Origin of the sequence: Amycolatopsis sp. A1MSW2902 (assembly GCF_017312175.1) — a bacterium.
GTDB classification, from domain to species: Bacteria; Actinomycetota; Actinomycetes; order Mycobacteriales; family Pseudonocardiaceae; genus Amycolatopsis; species Amycolatopsis nivea.
In genome coordinates this window covers 1,414,143-1,432,588 of sequence record NZ_QJPO01000001.1, presented here as the reverse complement: position 1 = coordinate 1,432,588, position 18,446 = coordinate 1,414,143, and the positions used below count along the sequence as shown (strand labels likewise).

At 70.5% G+C, this 18,446-nt stretch carries 19 protein-coding genes; 9 read left to right on the top strand and 10 right to left on the bottom strand.

Annotated features, from left to right (window positions below; all coding sequences use genetic code 11):
• Together DMP23_RS06695 and DMP23_RS06690 are read right to left on the bottom strand one after the other, a co-directional pair.
• A complete protein-coding gene (locus tag DMP23_RS06695; protein WP_337820470.1) occupies positions 1 to 336 on the bottom strand; it encodes a hypothetical protein in 336 nt (111 codons plus the stop codon).
• A 151-nt stretch (positions 337 to 487) separates the two neighbouring features.
• Positions 488 to 2,182: a bifunctional 3'-5' exonuclease/DNA polymerase gene (locus DMP23_RS06690; protein WP_337820469.1), complete on the bottom strand. Its 1,695-nt coding sequence runs from the start codon at positions 2,180 to 2,182 to the stop codon at positions 488 to 490.
• A 208-nt stretch (positions 2,183 to 2,390) separates the two neighbouring features.
• Between DMP23_RS06690 and DMP23_RS06685 the strand changes: the two genes are divergently transcribed.
• Positions 2,391 to 4,016 carry an acyl-CoA synthetase gene (locus DMP23_RS06685; protein WP_337820468.1) on the top strand — a complete coding sequence of 542 codons (1,626 nt, stop codon included), beginning with the start codon at positions 2,391 to 2,393 and terminating at the stop codon, positions 4,014 to 4,016.
• A gap of 6 nt (positions 4,017 to 4,022) precedes the next feature.
• Here the strand turns inward: DMP23_RS06685 and DMP23_RS06680 are convergent, their stop codons facing one another.
• Positions 4,023 to 4,712 (bottom strand): ATP-binding cassette domain-containing protein, encoded by a 690-nt coding sequence (locus DMP23_RS06680; RefSeq protein WP_337820467.1) that lies wholly within the window; start codon positions 4,710 to 4,712, stop codon positions 4,023 to 4,025.
• Complete coding sequence (locus DMP23_RS06675) at positions 4,709 to 5,647, bottom strand: hypothetical protein (RefSeq protein WP_337820466.1); 939 nt, start codon at positions 5,645 to 5,647, stop codon at positions 4,709 to 4,711. The genes DMP23_RS06680 and DMP23_RS06675 overlap by 4 nt, the downstream gene beginning before the upstream one ends.
• A 393-nt stretch (positions 5,648 to 6,040) precedes the next feature.
• Between DMP23_RS06675 and DMP23_RS06670 the strand changes: the two genes are divergently transcribed.
• From DMP23_RS06670 to DMP23_RS06655, 4 genes are read left to right on the top strand one after another with little or no spacing between them, the layout of a single operon-like run.
• Positions 6,041 to 6,796: an SDR family oxidoreductase gene (locus DMP23_RS06670; RefSeq protein WP_043838937.1), complete on the top strand. Its 756-nt coding sequence runs from the start codon at positions 6,041 to 6,043 to the stop codon at positions 6,794 to 6,796.
• 13 nt (positions 6,797 to 6,809) lie between these two features.
• Entirely contained in the window at positions 6,810 to 7,466 is a 657-nt protein-coding gene (locus DMP23_RS06665; protein ID WP_337820465.1) for a histidine phosphatase family protein, read from the top strand.
• A gap of 9 nt (positions 7,467 to 7,475) precedes the next feature.
• A complete protein-coding gene (locus tag DMP23_RS06660) occupies positions 7,476 to 8,396 on the top strand; it encodes an SMP-30/gluconolactonase/LRE family protein (RefSeq protein ID WP_134662505.1) in 921 nt (306 codons plus the stop codon).
• A 49-nt stretch (positions 8,397 to 8,445) separates the two neighbouring features.
• Complete coding sequence (locus DMP23_RS06655; protein WP_134730529.1) at positions 8,446 to 9,267, top strand: MerR family transcriptional regulator; 822 nt, start codon at positions 8,446 to 8,448, stop codon at positions 9,265 to 9,267.
• Here DMP23_RS06655 and DMP23_RS06650 read toward each other — a convergent pair whose 3' ends face one another.
• Positions 9,268 to 10,095, bottom strand: coding sequence for an enoyl-CoA hydratase family protein (locus DMP23_RS06650; protein ID WP_134730530.1), 828 nt, complete (start codon positions 10,093 to 10,095; stop codon positions 9,268 to 9,270). It lies immediately after the preceding gene.
• The gene (locus DMP23_RS06645; protein ID WP_337820464.1) at positions 10,092 to 10,796 is read right to left on the bottom strand and encodes an SDR family NAD(P)-dependent oxidoreductase; all 705 of its coding nucleotides are present in this window, start codon (positions 10,794 to 10,796) and stop codon (positions 10,092 to 10,094) included. The genes DMP23_RS06650 and DMP23_RS06645 overlap by 4 nt, the downstream gene beginning before the upstream one ends.
• An 88-nt stretch (positions 10,797 to 10,884) precedes the next feature.
• On the opposite strand from DMP23_RS06645, the gene DMP23_RS06640 reads away from it, so the two are divergent.
• From DMP23_RS06640 to DMP23_RS06625, 4 genes are all read left to right on the top strand, one after another.
• A complete protein-coding gene (locus tag DMP23_RS06640; protein ID WP_051173119.1) occupies positions 10,885 to 11,658 on the top strand; it encodes a PaaX family transcriptional regulator in 774 nt (257 codons plus the stop codon).
• 8 nt (positions 11,659 to 11,666) lie between these two features.
• Positions 11,667 to 12,458 carry a tryptophan 2,3-dioxygenase gene (locus tag DMP23_RS06635; RefSeq protein ID WP_337820463.1) on the top strand — a complete coding sequence of 264 codons (792 nt, stop codon included), beginning with the start codon at positions 11,667 to 11,669 and terminating at the stop codon, positions 12,456 to 12,458.
• The gene (locus DMP23_RS06630; RefSeq protein WP_337820462.1) at positions 12,455 to 13,654 is read left to right on the top strand and encodes a kynureninase; all 1,200 of its coding nucleotides are present in this window, start codon (positions 12,455 to 12,457) and stop codon (positions 13,652 to 13,654) included. Before DMP23_RS06635 ends, DMP23_RS06630 begins: the two co-directional genes overlap by 4 nt.
• Positions 13,655 to 13,801: 147 nt before the next feature.
• Positions 13,802 to 14,875, top strand: coding sequence for a Glu/Leu/Phe/Val dehydrogenase dimerization domain-containing protein (locus DMP23_RS06625; RefSeq protein WP_037817468.1), 1,074 nt, complete (start codon positions 13,802 to 13,804; stop codon positions 14,873 to 14,875).
• A 72-nt stretch (positions 14,876 to 14,947) separates the two neighbouring features.
• Here the strand turns inward: DMP23_RS06625 and DMP23_RS06620 are convergent, their stop codons facing one another.
• From DMP23_RS06620 to DMP23_RS06605, 4 genes are all read right to left on the bottom strand, one after another.
• Entirely contained in the window at positions 14,948 to 16,108 is a 1,161-nt protein-coding gene (locus DMP23_RS06620) for an IS30 family transposase (protein WP_443111332.1), read from the bottom strand.
• A gap of 695 nt (positions 16,109 to 16,803) precedes the next feature.
• Positions 16,804 to 16,989, bottom strand: a complete 186-nt coding sequence (locus DMP23_RS06615) for a DUF5302 domain-containing protein (protein WP_037820589.1) — start codon at positions 16,987 to 16,989, stop codon at positions 16,804 to 16,806.
• Between the two features lie 71 nt (positions 16,990 to 17,060).
• Complete coding sequence (locus DMP23_RS06610; protein ID WP_337820461.1) at positions 17,061 to 17,477, bottom strand: hypothetical protein; 417 nt, start codon at positions 17,475 to 17,477, stop codon at positions 17,061 to 17,063.
• A 93-nt stretch (positions 17,478 to 17,570) separates the two neighbouring features.
• Positions 17,571 to 18,437 carry an alpha/beta fold hydrolase gene (locus DMP23_RS06605; RefSeq protein ID WP_337820460.1) on the bottom strand — a complete coding sequence of 289 codons (867 nt, stop codon included), beginning with the start codon at positions 18,435 to 18,437 and terminating at the stop codon, positions 17,571 to 17,573.
• Positions 18,438 to 18,446: the final 9 nt, after the last annotated feature.

The following is an 18,446-nucleotide window of genomic DNA, read 5'->3' as shown; positions in this document are numbered from 1 at the left end:
TCACTTCACGAGGAGAGTGACGGTGGCAGCGCTGGCGGAAATCGTGCCCGCGACGGCGGACAGCGAGGCCGCCACTCCGCTCAGGTTGCTGAGCATTCTTCGGAGCGCCTTCGCCGGTGCTTGCTCCTTGACCGCCATGGCGAGCTTCTGCCATTTGTGCTGCCGGATGTGACAACCGAGCAGGATGCCGTTGGCGTTGTTGCGGCAGAACTCGTTCTTCCTGGTGTTCGCGACGCCCGGCCCGATCGACGGGATCGCCCACAGGGCGATGACCGCGATAAAGGCAAGAGAGCTCCAGAAGCTGCCAAGTGTGCGTTGTGTTTTTCTCCCCGCCATGGCGCACGACGGTACTGATCATTTCCGATCGGCGGATAGCGCCTTTGCGGTGGAATGTTCCGCAGCGAGTGCGACCGACGGCAACCCCGCGTCCCCCGAACGGATTTCCCGGGTGCCGCCACGTGGTTGCTGGGAAACATGAGTCAGCTGATCACTTCGCCTCCGCGTAATTGTCCACCGATTTCGCTTCCATGGGAAATCGCACCGGGCACGCCTCGCCGAAAACCAGCCGGGCCGCTTCCTGGATCGCTGTCTCCACGATTTCCGCGACCTCATCCGCCAGCTCCGCAGGGGCATGCACGATCACCTCGTCGTGCAGGAAGAACACCAGATGCGCCGGTTCGGGCAGCCGACCGCGCAAAGTCGCCAGCAAGACCGCCGTCAGGTCGGCCGCACTTGCCTGCACCACGAAATTCCGCGTGAACCGGCCCCAACTGCGCGACGCCCGCCGCGCGCGGGTTTCTGTTGCCTCGTCTTCGGTGAGCCCGCCGGTCAAAGCACGCCAAGCAGCAGACGGAGCCGGAGAAGTACGGCCCAGCCGCGACCGGACCCGTTCGCCTCGTTCGCCCGCCGCAGCGGCGTGCTCCACATAGGACACTGCGTCCGGGAAACGCTGGCGCAGCAACGCGAGCAGCGGACCGGCCTCGCCGGAGGTGCCGCCGTACATCGCGGACAGCATGGCGATTTTCGCGCGGGAACGGTCGTCTCGCGTGTCTCCGGGGCGGAGCGGGACGTAGCGGGTGCCGGAGAACAACGCTTCCGCCAGCCGGGCGTACAGATCGGTGGCCGCGGCGACTTCGGCCAAGCGGCGGTCGCCGGACAGCGCGGTGAGGACGCGCGGCTCCAGTTGCGCCCCGTCGGCGACGACGAGTTTCCAGCCGGGATCCGCGGACGCGCACGAGCGCAGCGCGCGCGGGATCTGCAGCGCCCCGCCGCCCCGGGTAGCCCACCGGCCGGACACCACGCCGCCGACCACGTAATGCGGCCGGAAGCGTCCGTCGGCTACCCATTCGTCCAGCCACGCCCAGCCGTTGGCCGAGTGCAGCCGCGACAGCTCCTTGTACTCCAGCAGCGGCGCGACCGCGGGATGGTCGATGTCCTGCAGCAGGTACTTCCGCGCCGCCGGGATTTCGATGCCTTCCCTGGCCAGCGCGCGGACGACGCTGGCCGAGGAATCGGGATTGACCGGCCGACCGCCCAGCGCCGCGGAGATTTTCGCGGCGAGCTCGACCAAGACTTTCGGGCGTTGACCAGCGGGTACGCGCGGGCCGAGGCGTTCTTCCAGCAGCTGCAGGTGCCGGTCGGCGCGCCAGGGCAGCCCGGCGGCCGAGATTTCCGCGGCGGCCAGTGCGCTGGCGGATTCGGCCGCGAGCAGCAGCCGCATCCGCGCGGGGGCCTCGGTGGCGGCGACGCGTTTCTCCTGTTCGGCCAGCACTCGCCGGGCCGCCGCGGCGACGGTGACTCCCGGCGGCAGTCCGGGGCCGCGCGGGGAGAACAGCGTGGGTTGCGCGTCCTCGCCGAAGGCCGGGCCGTCGTCGGGCGGTTCCTCCCCGTTCGCCCGGGCCCACGCTGCCCGCAAACTGCGCGATTCGCCGTCCCTGCCCTCGTAGGCGAGCAGCAGCCCTTCGGCGAGCGACAGGTCGTGGCAGCGCCCCAGCCGCACCCCGGCCTTGATCAGCGTGGGATAGATCTCCTCGGCCGAGGGCAGCACCCAGCGCGGGCTCTCGGCCGCCTCCAGCCGGCGGACCTCGTCGGCCCAGTCGGCGCGCGAAAGCCCGCGGAGGGTCCCCGCGGGGCCCTCGATCGTGTAGCCGGAGTCCTCCTCCCGGCCGGTGATCACCTGCACCGTCCCATTGTGCGGACCAGCACCGACAATTTCTGCGCACCGGCTCTCGAAGCGCTTCCCGGACGGTCCGTGACCGGCGTGGGAGATTTCCTCCCCGGCCGGGCACTGGTGCGCGGACGGGCCTTGCTTTACTGTCGAGTAACTCCCATACCGGCGGTACGGAGACCGTCGGCGTGGGCGCTCCCGCCGCAGCAATGGAGGTGCCCGGATGAGTGTGGCCGAGCTGGCCGGCCAGGTGGCAGGCAAGCTGACCGAGACCGTGCGCAGCGTCGAGGTGATGCGCCGCGCCGGCCTGGTGCCGTTTCCCCGGCTCGACGAGGGCCTGCGTTCCCTCGTCGCGATCCGCAAGTACGGCCCGTTCGCCGGCGCGAACCACATCGCCGCGCGGCGCGATTCGACGGCCGTCGGGATCGTCGACGACCTCGGCCCGCTCACCTTCAAGCAGCTCGACGACCAGTCCAACGCGCTCGCCCGCGCCTGGTCGCAGCGCGGGCTCGGCCCCGGTTCGGTGATCGCCGCGCTGTGCCGCGACCACCGCGGGCTCGTGCTCACGATGGCCGCCTCGGGCAAGCTCGGCGCGCGGCTGCTGCTGATGAACACCGGGTTCGCCAAACCGCAGTTCGCCGACGTCGCCCAGCGCGAGGGCGTCACCGCGCTCGTCTACGACCAGGAGTTCACCGGCCTGCTCGACGCGATCGACGAGAACGTCGACCGGTACCTGGCCTGGGTGGACGAACCGGGCGGGCACGAGATCCCGGTGCTCGCCGAGATCATCGCCAGCACCGACGACCGCCCGCTGCCCGCGCCCGTCAAACCCGGCGGTTTCGTCCTGCTCACCAGCGGCACCACCGGCACCCCCAAGGGCGCGCCGCGACCGCACACGTCCGCGCTGGCGTCGGCGCAGTTCCTGGACCGCATCCCGTTGCGCTCCGGCGAAGCGACCTTCATGGGCGCGCCGCTGTTCCACGGCACCGGGCTGTCGCAGTTCATCCTCAGCTTCGCGCTCGGCTGCACGGTGGTGATGCGCCGGAAGTTCGACCCGGAGGCCACGCTGAAGGGCGTCGCCACGCACCGGTGCACCGCGCTCGTTCTGGTGCCGACGATGCTGCAGCGGATCGTCGACCTGCCGAAGGAGGTCCGCGACCGGTACGACACGTCGTGCCTGCGGATCATCTTCGTCGCCGGGTCCGCGCTGTCGCCGGATCTCGGCAACCGGGCGAACGAGGAATTCGGCGACGTCGTGCACAACCTGTACGGCTCCACGGAGGTCGCGGTGGCGACGGTCGCGACGCCGGAGGACTGGAAACGCGCACCCGGCACGGTCGGCCGCGCGCCGGTCGGCTGTCGCGTGGCGCTGTACGACGAACATGGCACCAAGATCACCGAGCCGCACGTGACCGGGCGGGTGTTCGTCGGCAGCGGGCTCAGCTTCGGCGGCTACACCGACGGCCGCAACAAGGAAATCATCGACGGCCTGCTCTCCAGCGGCGACGTCGGCCACTTCGACGAGGACGGCCTCCTGTTCATCGACGGCCGCGACGACGAGATGATCGTCTCCGGCGGCGAAAACGTGTTCCTGATCGAGGTGGAGAACCTCTTGGTGGAGCGCGAAGACGTCCTCGAGGCGGCAGTGATCGGCGTCGAGGACCCGGACTTCGGCGAGCGGCTCAAGGCGTTCGTGGTGCGCACCGAGGGCTCGACCCTCGACGAGGACGGCGTGCGCGAGTACGTGAAGGCGAACCTGGCGCGCTACAAGGTGCCGCGGGACGTGGAGTTCCTGGACGAATTGCCGCGCAACGCGACCGGGAAGGTGTTGCGGACCAAGCTGAGCTGAGCGCGGTCAGGGGAAGAAACCCTGCACGTAGGGATCGGCGAGAGAGCGGATTTCGGCGGGGGACCCGGCGGCGACGGTTCGCCCGTCGCGCAGGAACACCATCGCGTCGGCGACCCCGGTCTCCAGCAGCAGGGGGCCGTCGTGGGTGATGGTCATGACGGCAGCACCGGTGTCGGCGTACGCGCGCAGGCTGGCCCACACGTCGTACGCGGTGCCGCAGTCGAGCGAGGCGCTGGGTTCGTCCACAACGAGCAGGTCCGGTTCGGACAGCAAGGCCGCCGCGAGCGCAGCGCGCTGAACCTGCCCGCTGGAAAGCTGGTGGGGAAAGAGCTCCAGCGTCTCCATCGGACAGACCGCTGCCTTGCAGGCGTCCTCGACGCTCCGTCCGCGATAGAGCTGCTGACGCACGTCCAGCTGCGCGCCGACGGTTCGCTCCGCAGCGAACGCCGTGACCCCGGACTGCGGCACCAGGCCGACGGTGCCGTTGATCCGCACGTCTCCCGAGCTGCGCGCCACCGAAGGAAGCGAACCCGTCAACGCCGCCGCGACCATCGATTTGCCGCATCCGGATTCGCCGAGCAACGCGGTGATCCGTCCCGCTGGCACCGCGAAACACACCGAGTCCAGAACCGTCTCGCGCCACTGTCCGGTGTCGACCGCGACGGTCAGCTCGCGGACCTCAGCTACCGGAGTCACGAACCCCAGCCGATGCCGAAGATCCCCGGCCCGAAATCCAGCGCGATCGCGTGCACGCCGTTGCCGCTGTCGAGCCGCAACCGGCGCCGGGCCGGTGCTTCGTCAGTGGCGTTCGCGTACTGCCAGCACCGGGCGGGCACCGCGGTCGGGTCGAAGCGGATCTCCAGCAGGTACTCGCGGACCGGGCGGCGGAATTCCCGGTAGTGCGTCGCCCGGCATTGCGGGTACGGCGGCCCGGAGTTGCGCAGGGTGTACTCGATGAGGTGCGTTTCGCCGCGTTCCAGCGCGCGGTCGAAGAGCAGTTCGGCCACCAGGATGCCGTGGTCGTCGTCCACTTCGGCGCGGCCGACGCGGCAGTTGCGCACCGGCTGCAAGTCGGGCACCGCCGTCGCGTCGCCCTGTGCGTACACCAGCAGCCAGCGGTCCTGACCGTCCGCACCGGACTGGAACACCGCGCGCGAGGTGACCGAGAGCTGGCCGCCGTCGGCCGCGATGTCGCAGCGGTCGTGCAGGCCGATCAGCTTCAGCTGGTGCTGCTGGTCCAGCGCGTCGGGCGCGCCGACGCGTTCGAGCAGCGGCTGCAGGATTTCGCGGGTGAAGGTGACCGGTTCCTCGCCCGCCCGGTCGCGTCTGCTCGCGCCGCGCGGACGGGGCGGCGGCAGCAAACCGAGCAGCGCGCCGTCGGGTACGTCGAGGATTTCCTCCAGCACCCGCACCGCCGAAAGCGATCCGGCCCGCTCCGGCTGGCGTTTGCCCGACTGCCAGTAGCTGAGCGCGGTGACGCTGACCGTCGCGCCCCGCGCGCGCAGCCGTGCCTGGATTCGGTCCAGGGAAAGCCCGCTGGCTCCGATCGCGGCGCGCAGCGCGCTCGCGAACGCGGTCCGGGCACCTCCGTCGGTGTCCGGACCGGCGTGGTCCGCCTGCCGCTGCGTCATGTCCCGCCGCCCGCCCCCGCTGGTAACCGACCGTGCCGAGCCCGACACAGGCACGGTAGCAGCCGTCCGACCAGGTTGTACCGCCGTGCCATTCGGACGAACGGGCTAGTACTGGCAACTGGGAACCATTGCCGTGACCTGCGCGGTCGCGCTTCCATGGCCAGGACGGAACGCGCCGCCCCCGGCGCGTCCGGAGCCTCGGCCCCGGCAGCGCGGACCGCGCCCCGCGCCCGGCCGGCGGCCGCGCCCGGAACCGGTGGCCCGGCATGCCCCCAGAGGCCGGGCCACCGGTCATCCGCCGCGGCGAGCGCGAAACTCCTTCGGTTTTCTCCCGGGCCTTCGACGGGATCACACGAACCGCCAGGTGCGGTTACCAGCGGGTAGGCTCCGGGCATGGTCTTGCGGCAGAACATCCTGATCACCGGAGCCAGCTCCGGTCTCGGCGAGGGAATGGCCCGGCAGTTCGCCGCTCGCGGCCGCAATCTCGCGCTGTGCGCCCGGCGTACCGAACGGCTCGACGACTTGGCCGGACAGCTGCGTGCCGCGTACCCGGGGATCACCGTCGCCACGCGCGCGCTCGACGTCACCGACCACGACCGCGTCTTCCAGGTATTCGAGGAATTCCGGGCGGAACTCGGCAGGCTCGACCGCGTGATCGTCAACGCCGGGCTCGGCAAGGGACAGCCGGTCGGCGCGGGACGGTTCGACGCCAACCGGCAGACCCTCGAGACCAATCTCGTCGGCGCGGTGGCTCAGATCGAGGCGGCAGCGGGCATTTTCCGCGAACAGCGCGACGGGCACCTCGCGGTGATCTCGTCGTTCATGGCGCTGCGCGGTTTTCCCCGGAATCTCACCGCGTACTCCGCGTCGAAGGCCGGGATCTCCGCGTTCGCCGACGGTGCGCGGCTGGAGCTGAGCAGCCACGGCATCACGGTCACCGACGTGCGGCCCGGCTATATCAGTTCGGAGATGACTGCCCGCTCGACCAAACGCAATCCGCTGATGGTGTCGGCCGAAGCCGGTGCACACGCGCTGGTCAAGGCGATCGAAGCGGAACCGAAGCGCGCGTACGTGCCTTCGTGGCCCTGGGTGCCGCTGAGTCTCGCGGTACGCTTGGCTCCTGGCCGGTTGCTGCGGATGTTTTCCTGACGGGACGGCATAAATGGGTGCGATTTACCTGATCCGGCACGGCCAGGCGTCGTTCGGCGCGGCGGATTACGACGCGTTGTCGCCGCTGGGGTTCGAACAGTCCACATTGGTCGGCGCGGAGCTGAAACGGCGCGGGGTCGAGTTCGCGCAGGTGCGCTCGGGAACGCTGGCGCGCCAGCGGGACACCGCGGCGACGGCGTTGAAGGCCCTCGGCTGCGACGTTCCGGCGATCGAGGACGAACGCTGGAACGAATACGACCACGTCGACATCGCCGCGCACCACGCGGGCGGCGCGCCGCAAGAGGATCCGCGCGAGTACCAGCGGTTGCTGGACGCCGCGCTGACCGCGTGGGTCGACTCCGGCGACAGCGGCCCGTGCACGGAAAGCTGGCCCGCTTTCCTCGGCCGCTGCACGGCGGCGCTGGCCGAGCTGGCCGGTTCGCTGGGCAAGGGCGAGAACGGGCTCGTGTTCACCTCCGGCGGCGTGCTGGGCGCGGTCGCCGGGGCGTTGCTGGGCACGCCGGGGCCCGGCCTGCTGAAGCTGAACCGCGTCACCGTGAACACCGGTATCACGAAATTGACGTCCGGCCGCGGCGGCGTGAACCTGTTGTCCTTCAACGAGCATCCGCACCTCGAAGGCGAGAACGCGCGGCTGCTCAGCTACCGGTAGGAGGCCGGCGTGCAGTTCGGTGAGGTCACCATCGTGCCGGTGAACGGGCACGGTCCGGAAGACGTGGTCGTGGACGCCGAGGGCCGGGTCTACACCGGCGTCGACGACGGCCGGATCCTGCGCGTATCGCCGGACGGACGGCGGATCGACCTGCTCGGCGACACCGGCGGCCGCCCGCTGGGGCTGGAGCTGTACGGCGACGACGAGCTGCTGATCTGCGACGCCCGCGCCGGTTTGCTGACCATGCCGCTGGCCGGCGGCGAGACCACGACCCTCGCGACGTCCGGGGCCGGGCTGGACTTCGTGTTCTGCAACAACGCCGCGGTCGCCGCCGACGGAACGGTCTACTTCACGGATTCCTCGCGCCGCTTCGGCATCGACAACTGGCGCGACGACCTCATCGAACAGACCGCGGGCGGACGGCTGCTGCGCCGCACGCCGGACGGGCACATCGACCTGTTAGCCGACGGTCTCCAGTTCGCGAACGGCGTCGCGCTGCCGCCGGACGAGTCCTATGTGGCGGTCGCCGAAACCGGCGCGTGCCGGGTCAGCCGGGTCTGGCTGACCGGACCGCGCGCGGGCGACCGCGACGTCCTGATCGACGACCTGCCGGGCTTCCCGGACAACATCGCGACCGGTTCGGACGGGCTGATCTGGATCACCGAGGCCAGCCCGCGCCTCCGCGCCCTCGACGTCGTGCGCCGCCTGCCCACGGCGGTCCGGACCGCGGTGCGCGCGTTGCCGGATTCCCTGCAGCCCGCCCCGAAACGCCAGGTGGGCGCCGTCGCCGTCACCCCGGCGGGCGCGGTGGTGCGGGAATTGCGCGGCGAGATCCCGGGATTCCACCTGCTGGTGGGCATCCGCGAGTATCACGGCCGGTTGTGGTTCGGGTCTCTGGAAGAGAACGCGATCGCCTACACGGATCTCTGAAAGGCTTCTTGACTCTCACACCGTGTCAGGCGGTGAACTCGAAGGCGTCATGTTCAGTATCGGAGACTTCGCCCGCCACGGCCGCGTTTCGGTCCGCATGTTGCGGCACTACGACGCGACCGGGCTGCTGCGCCCGGCTCAGGTCGACCTCGCCACCGGTTACCGCTACTACGCCGCCGCCCAGTTGGCGCGCCTCAACCGCGTCATCGCGCTCAAGGATCTCGGCTTCACTCTCCAGCAGGTGCAGGAGATCCTCGACGAGAAGGTCACCACTGAGCAGCTCGGCACCATGCTGCGGCTGCGCCGGGCCGACCTGGAAGCGGCGATGGCAGCCGCGGCGGCTCGGCTGGTCCGGGTCGAGGCGAGGCTCCGAGCGATCGAAAGCGAGGGGCACATGCCCGAGAACGACGTCGTCGTCAAGAACGTCCCCGCGGTGCGGGTCGCGGAGCTGACCGCGATCGCCGCGAGTTTCGAGCCGGAGGACATCGGTCCCGTCATCGGACCGCTCTACGACGAGCTTTTCCGGCGAATGGAGGCGGCGGGCATCGCCTGCACCGGCCCTGGGGTGGCCTATTACGAGGACGTCCCGGAGGGCGACGGCAAGGTCGTCGTCCACGCCGCCGTCGAGGTTTCCGCCCCGCTGCGGGACGGCGACATCCGGGTCCTCGACCTACCGTCGCTGGAGCACGCGGCGACCATCGTGCACCGCGGTTCCATGGAGACGATCGATCCAGCGGCCCAGGCTCTGGCCCGCTGGATCGACGCGAACGGCTACCAGTCGGCCGGCTACCCGCGCGAGGTCAACCTGGAGTGCCCGGAAAACCGCGACGACTGGGTGACGGAACTCCAGGTCTCGGTGACCCGGGCCTGATCAGCGTCCGGTCCACTGTGGACTGCGGCCCGCGGCCCAGGCGGCGTAGAACTCCTTGTGGTCCTTGGCGGTCATCAGCAACGCCTGCGTGATGGCTTCCAGTTCGATCGAGCTGCCGAGGTCGCTGTCGAGTTCGCGGGTCAGCAGCACCTTCGTGGTCGAGTACGCCAGCGCCGGACCGTCCGCGAGGCGGCGCGCTAGCGCGGCGGCCTCACCGGCCAGTTCGGCGTCTGGCACGACCCGGTTCGCCAGTCCGATCGCCTCGGCGCGCGCGGCGGGGAGTTTGTCGCCCAGCATCAGCAGTTCCGTCGCGCGGCCGAGGCCGACCAAGCGCGGCAGCAGATACGCCGAACCCATGTCCGCGCCCGCCAAGCCGACCTTCGTGAACAGGAACGCGAACTTCGCCGATTCGGCCAGCAGCCGGAAATCGCTCGCCAGCGCGAGAACCGAACCGGCGCCCGCCGCGACGCCGTTGATCGCCGCGATGATCGGGATCGGCGTCTCGCGCATGGCTTTCACCACCGCGCCGGTCATCCGGGTGAATTCGAGCAGTTCCGCGGTGTCCATTTTCTGGAGTTCGCCGATGATTTCCTCGACGTCGCCGCCCGAGCAGAACCCACGGCCCTTCCCGGTGAGCACGAGCACCCGCACGTCGCCGCGGTGCGGCAGTTCGGCGACGAGGTCGCGCAGGTCGGCGTAGACGTCGAAGGTGAGCGCGTTGAGCTTCTCCGGCCGGTCGAAGGTCACCGTCGCGACTCCGTCGTCCACTGTGAACTCGAAGTGCTCCCACGATTTCGTGAGCGGGACACTGGCGCGGAACGGGCTCATTTCTGGATTCCTCCACCGTCGAGTACGAGGGTCTGTCCGTTGATCGCTGCCGCCTCCGGGGCGGCGAAAAACTCCACGGCGTACGCGATTTCGCCGGGTTCGAGCAGCCGTCCGAGCGGGGACGCGGCGGCGAGCGCGGCTTCCGCGTCGGCCTCGTCGCGGCCGGTGCGCTCGCGGATCCGAGCGACCGAGGTCGCGGTCATGTCGGTGCGCACGAACGACGGGCACACCGCGTTCGACGTGACGCCCGTGCCGACCACTTCCGCCGCCACCGCGCGCATCAGGCCGACCGCCGCGTGCTTCGACGCGGTGTAGCCCGAGGTGTAGCGCGCCCCGGCCAGACCTGCGGTCGACGCGACCGTGACGATCCGCCCGAAGTCGCGTTCGCGCATTCCCGGCAGCACTTCGCGCGTGCATAGGAACGCACCGGTCGCGTTCACCTCGAACTGGCCGCGCCAGTCGTCGAGGCCGGTCTTCGCCAGCGGCGCGCTCGAGGACACCCCCGCGTTGTTGACCAGCACGTCGACCGGTCCGAGCTGGGCGAAGTACGCGCGGACGGCGGCCTCGTCGGTGACGTCGCATTCGGCACGGCCGGGGGAGTGCACGGTCGCACCGGCGCCGCGGAAGCGCTCGGCGACGGCCGCGCCGATGCCGCGGGTGCCGCCGGTGACCACGACGACTCGGTCGGAAAAACTGCTCACTCCCGAAAGCTACACCGCAGCGGGCTGAGGTGTATAGAGTTGGCTCGTGCCCGACACCGAACCCGCCCGCACGCCCCAGGAGCTCGTGATGACGCTGCTGGGCAGCTACGTGCGCCCGCGCGAGAGCAGGCGCGTGTGGTCCGGCGGGCTCGTCGCGCTGCTGCACGAGCTGGGGTTCTCCGACGGCGCGGCCCGGATCGCGCTGACCCGGCTGGTGCGCCGCGGCCTGCTGTCGCGGCACCGCGAGGGCAGGCTGGTGCACTACTCGCTGACCGCGCGCACGGTCGCCCTGCTCGACGACGGCGACCGGCGCATCTTCGGCCTCGGCCGCCGCGACGAACCGGCCGGGACCTGGACCGTGCTGTGGCAGAACATCCCGGAAACCCGGCGCAAATCCCGCGAACGGCTGGTGCGGCGGCTGCGCTTCCTCGGTTTCGGCCCGGTCCAGGACGGCACCTGGCTCGCCCCGCACGACCGCGAGGCCGAGGTGCTCGCCCTGCTCACCGAACTCGAGGTCGCCGAACACGCCGGTTTGATGCTCGGCACGCCGTCCGCCGCGCTGGACGTGCGCCGGCTCGCCGGACGGGCCTGGGACCTCGACGGACTGTCCGCCCGCTACGCCGCGTTCGTCGCGGAATTCGGCGACTGCCCGCGCGAGCTCGGCGATCCGGAAGCGTTCGCCGTGCGCACCCGCCTGGTGCACACCTATCGCGAATTCCCTTCACTGGACCCGGAACTGCCTGCCGAGCTGATCCCCGCGCCGGAGACCAGGGCCGCGGCGGTCAAGCTGTTCCACGACCTGTACTCGGCGCTCGCGCCACCCGCCCAGCGCCACTTCGACCGAACCCTGTCCACGAGATGAGGAACCCGATGACCGGAACCGACGACACCCAGGCCGCACTCAGTTACACGTCCTATCTGGCCCTCGACGAGGTGCTCGGCGCCCAGCGCCCGCGCTCGGACGAACACGACGAACTGCTGTTCATCGTGATCCACCAGGTCTACGAACTGTGGTTCAAGCAGATCCTGCACGAGGCCGAGTTCCTGCAGGAAAGCCTCGAAGCGGGCAAGACCGCGCATTCGATCCGCACGCTGCGCCGCATCCTGACCGTGCTGAAGGTGGTGGTCGCGCAGATCGACGTGCTGGAGACGATGACGCCCAGCCAGTTCACCAGCTTCCGCGCCCGCCTCGACGCTTCGAGCGGTTTCCAGTCCGGCCAGTTCCGCGAACTGGAGGCGGTGCTCGGCCGCCGCGACGAGCGCGTCTTCGCGCACTACCCGGACGGCGGCGAGCAGCGCACCCGGATCGCCGACGCGATGCGCCGCCCGTCGGTGTTCGACTCGTTCCTGACGTATCTGTCCGGAAAGGGCTATCCGGTCGCCACCGGCCGCGACGTGACCCGTCCGCTGGAGCCGTCGCCGGAACTGCAGGAAGTGCTGCTGAAGGTCTACCAGGACGACGGCGGCCCGTCGGTGCTCGCCGAGGCGCTGGTCGACCTCGACGAGGGCCTGCAGGAATGGCGCTACCGGCACGTGAAGATGGTCGAACGCACGATCGGCGACAAGACCGGCACCGGCGGTTCGTCCGGCGCGGCCTACCTGCGCACCACGCTGTTCAACCCGATGTTCCCGGACCTGTGGGCTGTCCGGAGCCGGTTGTGACCACAGTGGAGTCCTTGCGCGCCAAGGAAAACGCACTCGCCCCGCACTATTCGCGGTTCCGCGTCGCCGACCGGCTGCTGCTGTCCGCGCATTCGCACCAGGCCTGGCCGGACGTCGCCGAGGAGGGGCTGCGCGAAGCGTTCGCCGACGCCGCGGAGGAGGTGGACGAGAAGTGGGGCCGGGCGTTCGCGAAGGCCGGCGAACTGCGGAACGGGTTCCGGCAGTGGCTGTCCGATCCGCACGGCGACTACGCGCTCGGCCAGAACACGCACGAACTCGTGCTGCGGTTCCTGTCCGCGATCGAGCTGCGGAAGCGGCCGCGATTGGTGACCACGGACGGGGAATTCCACACCCTGCGCCGCCAGCTCACCCGGTTGGCCGAGGAGGGCGTCGAGGTCGTCCGCGTGCCCGCCGCGCCGGTCGCGACGCTGGCCGAACGGCTCGCCGAGCAGGTCGACGACCGCACTGCCGCGGTGCTCACGTCGGCGGTGCTGTTCGAGACGTCGTGGATCGTGCCGGGCCTCGCGCATCTGGCTGACACGTGCCGGAGCCGCTCGGTCGAGCTGGTCGTCGACGCCTACCACGCGGTCGGCGCGGTCCCGTTTTCGTTGCACGACCTCGGCCTCACCAACGCGTGGGTGCTCGGCGGCGGCTACAAGTACCTGCAGCTCGGCGAGGGCAACTGCTTCCTGCGCCTGCCCGCGCACGCACAGGAGCTGCGCCCGGTGATTACCGGCTGGTACGCGGAATTCGGCGCCCTCGCCGACGAACGCCGGCCGGACGAAGTCGCGTACGCACCCGGCGGCGACCGGTTCGCCGGAGCCACTTACGACCCGTCGAGCCACTACCGCGGCGTACGAGTGCAGCAATTCTTCGCCGAGCAAGGACTCACCGCCGAGTTCCTGCGCGAGGTTTCGCAGCACCAGGTCGGCCTGCTGGCCGGCTGCTTCGACAGCCTCGGTCTTCCGGACGACGTCGTCACCCGCGACCGCGAGACCCCGCTCGACGGCATCGGCGGCTTCCTCTCGCTGCGCAGCCCGGTCGCCGGGCAGCTGTGCGAACGCCTGTCCGCGCGCGGCGTGCGGACCGACAGCCGGGGCCATTGCCTCCGGTTCGGACCCGCGCCGTACCTGTCGGATGAACAGCTCGAGACCGCGATTTCCACGCTTCGGGAAGCTGTCGCGGATCTGGGGTGAAGCTCCCGGGATGCGGGTGGTGGCCCGGAGAACGGCGAAGTAGGTTGACGGTGTGCACTGCGGGACGGGCAACCCCCGTTCCCCGGTGCGCACCGTTCACACATTTGCGCGGCCACGAGCCGCGTGGGAGACAAAGGAGTCACCACCGTGACCGAAGGCGTGTTCGGCCGTCACACCGGCCATGAACAAGTCGTGTTCTGCCACGACGAGGCCAGCGGGCTGAAAGCCATCATCGGCATCTACTCCACCGCTCTGGGCCCGGCCCTCGGCGGCACCCGGTTCTACCCCTACGCCACTGAGGACGCCGCTCTCGACGACGTTCTCGCGCTCTCCAAGGGAATGGCGTACAAGAACGCACTCGCCGGCCTCGACCTCGGCGGCGGCAAGGCCGTCATCATCGGCGACCCGAACACGCTGAAGTCCGAAGCGCTCCTGCGCGCGTACGGCCGCTTCGTGGAATCGCTCGGCGGCCGTTACATCACCGCCTGCGACATGGGCACGTACGTCCGCGACATGGACGTGGTCGCCCGCGAAACCCGGCACGTCACCGGACGTTCCCCTGAGGACGGCGGGGCAGGCGACTCCTCGGTGCTCACTGCTTTCGGCGTGTACCAGGGAATGCGCGCGTCCGCGGACCAGGTCTGGGGCGTACCCGAACTGACCGGCCGCCGCGTCGGCGTCGCGGGTGTCGGCAAGGTCGGCCACATCCTCGTCGGCCACCTCGTCGAGGCCGGCGCGCACGTGGTGATCACCGACGTCGCGCCCAGCGCGGTGGAACGCACCCGCGCGGCGTACCCCGGGGTCGAGGTGGTGTCCGATGTGGACGCCATGATCGGGACCGAACTGGACGTCTTCGCCCCCTGCGCGATGGGCGGCGTGCTCACCGACGAGACAGTCGCCGCCCTGCGCACGCAAATCGTGTGCGGCGCGGCGAACAACCAGCTAGCGCACCCCGGCGTCGACAAGCTCCTGGACGACCGCGGCATCCTCTTCGCCCCCGACTACCTGGTGAACGCGGGCGGCGTCATCCAGGTGGACGACGAACGCCACGGCTTCGACTTCGCCCGCGCCCAGCGCAAAACGGCGGCCATCTTCGACACGACGAAAGCGGTGTACGACCTGGCAAAGGACGACGGCGTACCGCCCGCCGCCGCTGCCGACCGCCTGGCCGAACGCCGGATGACCGACGTCGGCCGCCTGCGCTCGATCCTCACGGTGTAGCTCCGCCGAGTACGTGAGGGGAACCCTGCGGGAATCAGGGTGGATTCGAGGGGTTGTTGCAACGCGGGTGGTTCAACTGGTTTCGGCGAGGAGTGTAGCGAGGCGTTCGGCTGGGGTGTCCCAGTTGAGTGTTTTGCGGGGTCGGCGGTTGAGTTGTGCGGCGACGGCGGCGAGGTGTTCGGGGGTGTGGACTGAGAGGTCGGTGCTTTTGGGGAAGTACTGGCGCAGCAGGCCGTTGGTGTTTTCGTTGCTGCCGCGTTGCCAGGGGCTGTGGGGGTCGCAGAAGTAGACGGGGATGCCGGTGGCGACGGTGAATTCGTGGTGGCGGCCCATTTCGCTGCCCTGGTCCCAGGTCAGGGATCGTCGCAGGTGTGCGGGCAGGGTCGCGGCGGTGTCGGCGAGGGCGTCGCGGACGGCGTCGGCGCCGCGGCCGTCGGGCAGCGCGACGAGCAGGGTGTAGCGGGTGGAGCGGTCGACGAGGGTGGCGATGGCGGAAGCGTTGTCCTTGCCGATGATCAGGTCGCCTTCCCAGTGGCCGGGGACGGCGCGGTCGGCGGCTTCGGCGGGCCGGTCGCTGATCATGACCATGGGTTCGGCGAAGCGGGGCCGGCGTTGTTCGCTGCTGGCGCGGGGTTTGCGCATGGTGCGGCCGGTGCGCAGGGCGCGGGCCAGCTCGCGGCGCAGTTCGCCGCGGCCTTGGACGTAGAGGGCCTGGTAGATCGTTTCGTGGGTCACGTGCAGCTCCGGCCGGTCGGGGTGGTCGCGGCGCAGCCGGGCGGCGATCTGCTCCGGGCTGAATTTGTCGGTCAGCATCGCCTGCACCCGGTCCCGCAGTTCGGGGCAGGCCGCGATCTTGCCTGTTTTCGGTCGCGGGCGCCGTGCCCGGGCGAGGTCGTGGGCGGCGTGGGGCCGGTAGTCGCCGCAGGGGCGGGCGTTGCGGGCGATCTCCCGGCTGATCGTGGACGGGCTGCGGCCCAGCTCGGCCGCGATCGCCCGCCGCGAGCGGCCCGCCGCCAGCCCGTCCGCGATCGCGATCCGCTCGCCCGCGCTCAGGAACCGGCCCGAGTCCGGCCCGGGCCGCGCGGCCGGGCGCGCGGTCGCGCCCGCCCGGCTCGGTCGCCCGTGCCGCCAATAGTGCCCGGTCCTGCGGTCGACCCCGACCCTGCGGCACGCCTCGACCGTGCCCACGCCCTCCGCCACAAGATCAAAATAGCGGCGGCGTTCCGCCGCCAGCCTCACCCGGCCCCGCGGAGCCCGACCACGCCCGACCACGACCACTGCAACCCCTGCCCAACTCAGGCGTTGCAACCACCACTAGAACCCAAGCAGATTCCTTCAGGGTTCCCCTCACGACCCACCACCGGTCGTGCCGGTCGTGAGGGGCCCCTTCACGGACTTGGATTCCCTCAAGGAGCCCTTCACGGCCCGCCACCCGCGCTCGCCCGGGATGCGCTCGCCCGCCCGCCCCGCGCTTGCCGGAATGCGCCCGCCCGCGCTCGCTCGCCCGGGATGCGCTCGCCCGCCCGCCCCGCGCTTGCCGGAATGCGCCCGCCCGCGCTCGCTCGCCCGGGATGCGCTCGCCCGCCCGCCCCGCGCTCGCCGGAATGCGCTCGCCCGCCCCGCGCTAGCCCGATCTGAGCTCGCCGGGATGCGCCCCAATGCGGCATTGGGTGCGTCCCACGCACCGAACGCCACATTGGGTGCATCTGACGCACCCAATGCCACATTGGGGGCGCTAGCCCCGCCCACCCACCCGCAGCCAGTGCACCCGACGAGCGAGGCGCCCACACCACCCCCGCACCCCGATACGAAGCCAAAACACGGGCGGAGGGTGCTTGTCAAGGCATCTTTCCCGCCTTGACAAGCACCCTCCGCCCGTAGTCACACTCAAGCTCCGGGGTGCCCCACGCCACCCTCAGGAACGGCGATCAGCCGCTCTTCCGCCGAAACGTCCGCTTGTTCGCCGCGGGTCCGTGCGCGTGCTGGCTCTGCTGCCCCGCGTTCTCGTGCGCGGCCCCGTCCCGCGCCTTGGCCTGCTTCCGTTCCAGCGCCTCGCGGAACTTCCGCTTGACGTCGCCCTCCCCGTCGCTGGGTGCCGGTTGCGCTTCACTCATGGCTGACCTCCGAAGGTGACGACGTGATACCCCGTCAGCCTGGCACCCTTCCCGCACCTTGGCGAGCCATTTCAGAGTGACGCCACCCGGCTGTGGCTCGATTCGGCCGCCTTCCGCGGCACCGGCACGACAGCTTCCGCGACCACCGGAGGATCCCGCCGGACCAGCCGCCATCCAGCACCGGCAGCGAGCCCGAACCCCGCCGCACCAGCCAAGATCACCGCGACCCATCCGGTCGCCGCGGTGAAAACCAGCGCCCCGGCGCGGCCGTAGACGAAGCCGGAAAGCACCGCCCAGCCCACTATCGCCGCCCCGCCCGCGGCGAGGGGAGTCGTGATCACTGCCACTGCACCGACCGCGAGCGCGACGGCCGCCACGGCATAACCGGCATGCGCAGGGGCGAGCTTCGCCGCGATCGCAGCTGCCACCACCGCCACGCAACCGAGCGGGAAACCGAATCCGCCAGTCAGCCGTCCGTCAGTACGCATGCCCCATGGCACCTCGCGCGGGCGCGTACGGGAGTGCGCGCGGACAGGTTCCGTACGCTCCGGCGCGAGGTATTGACGGCTTCTTGACCCCGGTCAGGCGCGGGCGGCCGCGCGGACGATCGCCGCCACGATCTCCGGCCACAGCGGCTCCGGCAGGTCGTGCCCCATGCCCGGGACGATGACCAGTTCCGCGTCCGGGATCGCCGCCGCGGTCGCCTTCCCACCGCTGACGTCGATCATCACGTCGGAGTCGCCGTGCAGCACGACGGTCGGCACCCGGACGTCGTGCAGTCGTTCAGTGCGATCGCCCGACGCGACCACGGCGGCGGCTTGCCGCTGCATCCCGACCGGATGCCGTCCCCGGTCGTAGTTCCGGGTTGCCTTGCGCCGCAGGTATTCCTCGGTGGCCGGATAGCCCGGCGACCCGGTCACGCGGTAGTTCGCGACGCTCAGCTCGATCTGCTCCTCGCGCGTTTCCGGCACCGGCTTGGTGAGCGTTTCCAGCGCGGCGGGCGAGACCTGGCCGACCGATGGGTCGCCGGTCGTCGACATGATCGAGGTCAGGCTCAGCAGCCGGTCCGGGTGGTCGATCGCGAGCTGCTGCGCGACCATTCCGCCCATCGAGGCGCCGACGACGTGCGCCTTCGCGAAACCGAGCGCGTCGAACAGCCCGACGACGTCGTCCGCGAGGTCCGAGAGCAGGTATGGCGCCGGGGCCGTGCCTGCCATGATCCCGGCGAGGTCCGGCGCGCCGAGTTCGTCGAACCAGGTGGACAGGCCCGCGTCGCGGTTGTCGAAGCGCACCACGTGGAAGCCGCGGCTCGCGAGCAGCTCGCAGAAACCCTCCTCCCAGGTGATCATCTGGGCGCCGAGTCCCATCACCAGCACGATCGGCGGCGCGGCCGGGTCGCCGAACGTGTCGTACTCGAGTTCGAGGCCGTTGGCCTGTGCGCGTGGCATGCCCCGATC

Excerpts from the sequence above, each read along its gene's own strand:
- DMP23_RS06695 (WP_337820470.1), bottom strand. The coding sequence starts at position 336 with ATGGCGGGGAGAAAAACACAACGCACACTTGGCAGCTTCTGGAGCTCT.
- DMP23_RS06685 (WP_337820468.1), top strand. The coding sequence starts at position 2,391 with ATGAGTGTGGCCGAGCTGGCCGGCCAGGTGGCAGGCAAGCTGACCGAG.
- DMP23_RS06675 (WP_337820466.1), bottom strand. The coding sequence starts at position 5,647 with ATGACGCAGCGGCAGGCGGACCACGCCGGTCCGGACACCGACGGAGGT.
- DMP23_RS06670 (WP_043838937.1), top strand. The coding sequence starts at position 6,041 with ATGGTCTTGCGGCAGAACATCCTGATCACCGGAGCCAGCTCCGGTCTC.
- DMP23_RS06665 (WP_337820465.1), top strand. The coding sequence starts at position 6,810 with ATGGGTGCGATTTACCTGATCCGGCACGGCCAGGCGTCGTTCGGCGCG.
- DMP23_RS06655 (WP_134730529.1), top strand. The coding sequence starts at position 8,446 with ATGTTCAGTATCGGAGACTTCGCCCGCCACGGCCGCGTTTCGGTCCGC.
- DMP23_RS06650 (WP_134730530.1), bottom strand. The coding sequence starts at position 10,095 with ATGAGCCCGTTCCGCGCCAGTGTCCCGCTCACGAAATCGTGGGAGCAC.
- DMP23_RS06640 (WP_051173119.1), top strand. The coding sequence starts at position 10,885 with ATGACGCTGCTGGGCAGCTACGTGCGCCCGCGCGAGAGCAGGCGCGTG.
- DMP23_RS06635 (WP_337820463.1), top strand. The coding sequence starts at position 11,667 with ATGACCGGAACCGACGACACCCAGGCCGCACTCAGTTACACGTCCTAT.
- DMP23_RS06615 (WP_037820589.1), bottom strand. The coding sequence starts at position 16,989 with ATGAGTGAAGCGCAACCGGCACCCAGCGACGGGGAGGGCGACGTCAAG.
- DMP23_RS06610 (WP_337820461.1), bottom strand. The coding sequence starts at position 17,477 with ATGCGTACTGACGGACGGCTGACTGGCGGATTCGGTTTCCCGCTCGGT.
- DMP23_RS06605 (WP_337820460.1), bottom strand. The coding sequence starts at position 18,437 with ATGCCACGCGCACAGGCCAACGGCCTCGAACTCGAGTACGACACGTTC.